Annotated in this window: 4 protein-coding genes; 3 read left to right on the forward strand and 1 reads right to left on the reverse strand. The window is 65.0% G+C overall.

The window, feature by feature from the left end; translation table 11 throughout:
• A partial coding sequence (locus tag B3D39_RS12905) for a GntR family transcriptional regulator (RefSeq protein ID WP_286789769.1) occupies positions 1–650 on the reverse strand: 650 nt, incomplete at its 3' end.
• A 254-nt stretch (positions 651–904) separates the two neighbouring features.
• Here B3D39_RS12905 and B3D39_RS12910 point away from each other — a divergent pair.
• The 3 genes from B3D39_RS12910 to B3D39_RS12920 all read left to right on the forward strand — a co-directional run.
• Entirely contained in the window at positions 905–2,278 is a 1,374-nt protein-coding gene (locus tag B3D39_RS12910; RefSeq protein ID WP_274963569.1) for an aspartate aminotransferase family protein, read from the forward strand.
• Positions 2,279–2,371: 93 nt separating this feature from the next.
• Complete coding sequence (gene tauA / locus B3D39_RS12915; RefSeq protein ID WP_274963568.1) at positions 2,372–3,370, forward strand: taurine ABC transporter substrate-binding protein; 999 nt, start codon at positions 2,372–2,374, stop codon at positions 3,368–3,370.
• A 78-nt stretch (positions 3,371–3,448) separates the two neighbouring features.
• Positions 3,449–3,963, forward strand: a 515-nt coding sequence (locus B3D39_RS12920; protein WP_286789770.1) for an ATP-binding cassette domain-containing protein, incomplete at its 3' end; no start/stop codon positions are given.

A 3,963-nucleotide genomic window follows, 5' to 3' on the forward strand; every position in this document is an offset into this window, starting at 1 on the left:
ATCTCGCAGCCGACCCGCTTGCCCGCCCCCGCCAGAAGCTGGGCGAGCAGGTAGAACCCCTCCTGCGCGCCAAGCGTGATCAGGATCTCCTCGGGCCGCGCATAGATGCCGCGCTCGGGCAGGATGCGGGTGCGGATCTGCTCGATCAGCATCGGATCGTCGTCGACCGCACGATCCGCCGCCCACCAGTCGAGCGAGGCCCGCCCCAATGTATCGCGCGAGGAATTGCGCCACGCGTTGAGCGGGAACAACCGTGGATCGACCTGCCCGAAGATGAACGGATAGGGATAATCCTGCCAGTTCAGTGGCTTGCGGATATGGTTGAGTTTCGACGGGGTGACGCCGATGCGGGCCTGCCAATCGACGACAGAGGCGCCTGCGACGCTCTGGCCCTTTCCCTGCCCGCGGGTGGCGACGAACAGCCCGCGGCGCGGTTGCGCCTCGAGATAGCTGCGCGCGACCAGCTCGTCATAGACGGCGGTGGCGGTGTTGCGCGCGATGCCCAGCTTCTCGGCCAGCGCGCGCGAGGACAGCACCTTCTGCCCCGGCGCCATCTTGCCCGCATGAATCGCCGCGATCAGCGCCTGACGCAGCTGACTTTGCAGCGGCTCGGGGCTGTTACGGTCGATGGAGACGGGCAAGCGGTCCATGATCTGGCTCCTTTGAATTGCCCTCGCATCTGCGCTCTGGCCCCATGGAAGAGCAAGGTCGAGCGGGCCAGATACCGCCCGATCTTCGGCAATTGCCCATTTTCCGGTCATCTGCCCGGCTGAGGGCTTAAAACCTCTGCCCGAAATACATCGATGCCGAAATCTGGCCCCATCGGAATTGGCGCTCTGGCCCTCACATGCTGCGCTGCCGCAATGCTTGATTGGCGCCGAACCCAAAGGAAAGGGAAACCCCGATGGACGGTCAGTTCAACGATATCAGCGCCACGGTCGAAGCCGACCGCGCCCATGTCTGGCACCACCTGTTCCAGCACGCAGCCCTGGACCACCGCGATCCGCGCATTCTTGTCGAGGGCAAGGGCATGACGGTCTGGGACCAGAATGGTCGCGACTATCTCGATGCGGTCTCGGGCGGCGTGTGGACGGTCAATGTCGGCTATGGCCGCGAGAGCATCGCCAATGCCGTGCGCGACCAGCTTCTGAAGATGAACTATTTCGCAGGCTCGGCGGGCACGATCCCGGCGGCGCAATTCGCCGCCCGTCTGGTCGAGAAGACGCCCGGCCTGAGCCGTGTCTTCTTCGCGAACTCGGGCTCCGAGGCGAATGAGAAGGCCTTCAAGATGGTGCGCCAGATCGCGCATAAGCACCATGGCGGCAAGAAGTGGAAGATCCTCTACCGCGAGCGCGACTATCACGGCACCTCGCTGGGCGCGATGGCGGCCTGCGGTCAGGAACAGCGCCGCGACCAGTATGGCCCCTTCCCCGACGGGTTCGTCGCCGTGCCGCATTGCCTCGAATATCGCGCGCAATGGGATGACGAAGATTACGGCCTGCGCGCCGCGAACGCGATCGAAGAGGTCATCCTGCGCGAAGGCCCCGACACCGTGGGCGCGATCTGCCTCGAGCCGATCACCGCAGGCGGCGGCGTCATCACCCCGCCCGCGGGCTATTGGGAGCGGGTTCAGGAAATCTGCACCAAATACGACATCCTGATCCATATGGACGAGGTCGTCTGCGGCATGGGCCGCACCGGCGAATGGTTCGGCTACCAGCATTACGGCATCAAGCCCGATTTCGTGACCACCGCGAAGGGTCTGGCCTCGGGCTATGCCGCGATTTCGTGCCTGATCACGACCGAGGACGTGTTCGAGAAGTTCCGCTCCGATCCCGACGATCCGATGAGCTATTTCCGCGACATCTCGACCTTCGGCGGCTGCACGGCAGGCCCGGCGGCGGCGCTGGAGAACATGCGCATCATCGAGGACGAGAACCTGCTCGCGAACACCAACGCGATGGGCGACCTGCTGATGGACCGCCTGATGGAGCTGAAGGACAAGCACGCCGTCGTGGGCGATGTGCGCGGCAAGGGCCTGTTCAGCGGGCTGGAACTGGTCGCGGATCGCGCCACGAAAGAGCCGCTCGACGAGAAGCTCGTCGAAGGTGTGGTCGGTGCCTGCGACGCCGAGGGTGTGATCATCGGCAAGACCTCTCGCTCGTTCAAAGGCTTCAACAACACGCTGTGCCTGAGCCCCGCGCTGATTGTCGGCCCCTCCGAGATCACCCGGATCACCGAGACGATCGACCGCGCGCTAGCCAAGCTCAGCGCCTGACACGGATCAACACCGGCCAGGGCGGGCGACCGCCCCGGCCCCTCCCCGAAAGAGGCCGCAAACGGCCCGCTCAACCAACAGACGAGGATAGACATGTTCAAGAAAACCGCCCGTTACGCGACGCTCGCGCTGATCGGCCTGCTGCCGATGGCCACGGCCGCCTCGGCCGAAACGCTGATCATCGGCAATTTCGGCACGCCGATCCCGATGATGACCAAGGTCAACACCGAGGAATATGCGAAGGCGATGGGCTACGATGTCGAGTGGCGCAAATTCGCCTCGGGCACCGACGTGATCGCCGCGATGGCCTCGGGCGACGTGAAGCTCGCAGCGCTCGGCTCCTCGCCCTTCGCGATCGCCGCCAGCCAGGGCGTGCCGATCAAGCTGTTCATGATCGGCGACGTGATCGGTCAGGCAGAGAGTCTGATCGCGCATGACGGCTCGGGCATCTCGTCGCTGGCCGACCTCAAGGGCAAGCGCGTGGCCGTGCCGGTCGGCTCGACCGCACATTTCTCGCTCACCGGCGCGCTCAAGCATGAGGGCATCTCGGAAAGCGACCTGACCATCCTGTCGATGTCGCCCGACCAGATCGCCGCCGCGTGGGAGCAGAACGCCATCGACGCCGCATGGATCTGGGATCCGGTTCAGTCGCAGCTTCTGAAATCGGGCACCCGCATCATGGGCGCGGACGAGACCGCGAAATGGGGCTACCCGACCTTTGACGGCTGGGTCGTCAACAGCCAGTGGGCCGAGGAAAACCCGGAAGCCGTCGCAGGCTTCGTGAAGGTCACCGCCGAGGCCGACGCCGCCTATATCGACAACAAGGACGCCTGGACCGCCGATAGCGCAGAGGTGAAAGAGATCGCCACGAATACCGGCGCGGACGCAGCACAGGTTCCGGGTATCCTCGGGGGTTACACCTTCCTCAAGCCCGCCGATCAGGTCGGCTCCGACTGGCTGGGTGGCGCGATGGCGCCTGCGATCAAATCGACTGCCGAATTCCTGAAGGAAGCGGGCCGGATCGACTCGGTGGCGGATGACTACTCGCAGTTCATCACGCTCAAGCCGCTGCAAGACGCGATGGGCGAGTAACGACACGTCCCAACGCCCGGCCGGACCACTGGCCGGGCGTTTCCCATTCCCCAGCTCCGCCCCGGAAAGGAAGCCCAGATGCTTGAAATCCGCCGCGCCTCCGTACTCTACCCCGCCCGTGACAAATCCGAGCCGGTCGAAGCGCTTCGCAATGTCGAACTGACTATCGAGCCGGGCGAATTCGTGGTCGCCCTCGGCGCCTCGGGTTGCGGGAAATCGACGCTCCTGAACCTGATCGCGGGCTTCCTCGCGCCCAGTTCGGGCCAGATCAAACTCGACGGCGCCCCCGTCACCGGCCCCGGCCAGGACCGCGCCGTGGTGTTCCAAAAACACGCGCTGATGCCGTGGATGAACGTGCTCGACAACCTCGCCTTCGGGCTGAAACTGCAGGGCGTCGCCAAGGAGAAACGCTACAAGGTCGCCCGCGAATTCCTGACCGTGCTGGGCCTTGAGGGGTTCGAGGACAGCCCCGTCTACATGCTCTCGGGCGGGATGCAGCAGCGCGTGGGCATCGGCCGGGCGCTGACCGCCGATCCGCGCATCCTGCTGATGGACGAACCGCTCGGCGCGCTCGACAAGCAGCTGCGCGAGCA

The organism is Thioclava sp. UBA3469, assembly GCF_002378135.1.
GTDB lineage: Bacteria > Pseudomonadota > Alphaproteobacteria > Rhodobacterales > Rhodobacteraceae > Thioclava > Thioclava sediminum.

Bases quoted from the DNA above. Each gene is read 5' to 3' on its own strand.
- tauA (WP_274963568.1), top strand. From the start codon at position 2,372: ATGTTCAAGAAAACCGCCCGTTACGCGACGCTCGCGCTGATCGGCCTG.
- B3D39_RS12910 (WP_274963569.1), top strand. From the start codon at position 905: ATGGACGGTCAGTTCAACGATATCAGCGCCACGGTCGAAGCCGACCGC.